The organism is Pseudomonas sp. 2995-1 (assembly GCF_002742505.1).
Classification (GTDB): Bacteria; Pseudomonadota; Gammaproteobacteria; order Pseudomonadales; family Pseudomonadaceae; genus Aquipseudomonas; species Aquipseudomonas sivasensis.
In genome coordinates this window covers 1-1,644 of record NZ_LJSA01000293.1, presented here as the reverse complement: position 1 = coordinate 1,644, position 1,644 = coordinate 1, and the positions used below count along the sequence as shown (strand labels likewise).

Genomic DNA, 1,644 nt, shown 5'->3' with positions numbered 1-1,644 from the left:
TCCTCGAAGATGACCAGGGCAAGCAGATCCCCACCGACAAATCAGCGGCAAGTATGGTGCTCACCATCGCCGATGACTCGGCCCAGGCTTTCAACGGGGTGCTGTTGAAGGCGGACGCCGGCAAGCAGATCGAAGCAGCGCGGCTGAACCTGCCCGGTAACGACACCCTGCTGTACGGCACCTACACGTCGTTCTCCAAGCAGCCAGCGGTATCCCGCAACAACCTGCTGACCCGTACCGTCAGCTTGGCGTTGCAGGCCGAGCCGACCCGCTACCTGACTGCGGCGGTGTAACCCATGGCCAAAATTCGTATTGCGCAAAGCGCTACGTTCAATGCGCCGGTGCTGATCCCGATCGTCGGCAGCGAACCCGAGAAGGTCGAGTTCACTTTCAAGTACCGGGATCGTACCGAGCTTGCCGCTCTGTTCGATGAGTGGAACGAGGCGCGGAACAAGGCGCGGGCCGCGCTGGGCGAGAAGCCTTCTTGGTCGGAAGTGGTCGCCGTGGACACCGAGCAGCAAACACAGCAAATCAAAGACCTGGTAGTCGGCTGGGGCTTCGATGACGAATACAACGACGACAACATCGTCGCATTCGTGAAGTCATGCCAGGGCGCTGCAGAGGCCGTCGTCAAGGCCTATGAAGGCGCGTATAGCCAGGCCCGCCTGGGAAACTGACCGACGCCGCCCGCGCCATGTACTCGCCGAGCGTGCCCGACGCGATTATCGGGATGTTCGGCCTTGCCCCTGGTGACTTGGTTGAAGAAGTGGAGGTCTGGCCATGCAACTGGCCGGCATTCCTTCTTTTCAACCGCATGTCCACCCAGTGGCGAGCAGGCGCCGGCGGCGCGATCGGTCTCGACTACAGCTGCATCCGCGATGTAGCCGGGTTCCTCGGCATCAAGAAAAAGAAACTCGCTGAAATCTTCCCTGACCTTCAGGTGCTGGAAGGCGAAGCCCTGCGCGTCATGGCGGAGGAAAGGGAAAACAGCCCGTAACCACGGGCACTTATTCAAGGTGAGTCGATGAATATTGCAGAGCTCGGCGTCAAAATCGACTCGGCCGATGCAATCCAGGCTAAGACGAGCCTGGACGAAATGGCGAAGGCCGGCGGCCGTGCCGAGCAGTCCGCTGTTTCGCTGATGAACGAAATGCAGGCGCTGGAGAAATCGCTTTCCACCAGTGCCAAAACCACCCAGGACCTGGCAAAGCAGCGTGATGCTCTCGCCAAGCTGACCAAGACCGGCGCCTATGGCGAGGCTGAGGCGGCGAAGATCTCCGCTCAGTTGGACAAGCAGCAGATCGCCCTGGCCAAGTCCGCCCTGGATGAACAGAAGGCCCTGAACAGCCTGCTGGGTGCCATTGACCCGGCTCGGGCTGCACTGTCCAAGCTGGACGCGCAGGTCGAGCAACTGGGCAAACACCTAGATGCCGGGCGAATCAGCCAGGACCAGTACAACAGCGCCCTGGGTAAGATCGACAAGGACTACACCAAGCTCGAAAAGACCACCACCGGTTTCGACAAACTGCGTCTTGGCACCCGTCAGGCGCAGGAGAACGTGGTGCAGTTACTCGCAGATTGCCGCGCTGGAAGAGCAGGGCGACCATGCTGGCGCCGTGAAGCTGGCCACCGAATCCTACGCCG

The 1,644-nt window shown here is 60.8% G+C and carries 3 protein-coding genes and 1 pseudogene; all 4 read left to right on the top strand.

Translation table 11 applies throughout. The features are described 5' to 3' along the window. On the top strand, positions 1-293 hold a 293-nt coding region (locus tag AOA61_RS05910; RefSeq protein ID WP_218197346.1), incomplete at its 5' end, for a phage tail protein. Positions 294-296: 3 nt separating this feature from the next. Next, on the top strand, positions 297-677 hold the full coding sequence (locus tag AOA61_RS05905) for a phage tail assembly chaperone (RefSeq protein ID WP_099601326.1): 381 nt from the start codon (positions 297-299) through the stop codon (positions 675-677). A 17-nt stretch (positions 678-694) separates the two neighbouring features. Then, positions 695-997: a DUF1799 domain-containing protein gene (locus AOA61_RS05900; RefSeq protein ID WP_012724063.1), complete on the top strand. Its 303-nt coding sequence runs from the start codon at positions 695-697 to the stop codon at positions 995-997. A gap of 27 nt (positions 998-1,024) precedes the next feature. Next, a pseudogene (locus tag AOA61_RS05895) lies at positions 1,025-1,644 on the top strand (hypothetical protein); the annotation flags it as partial.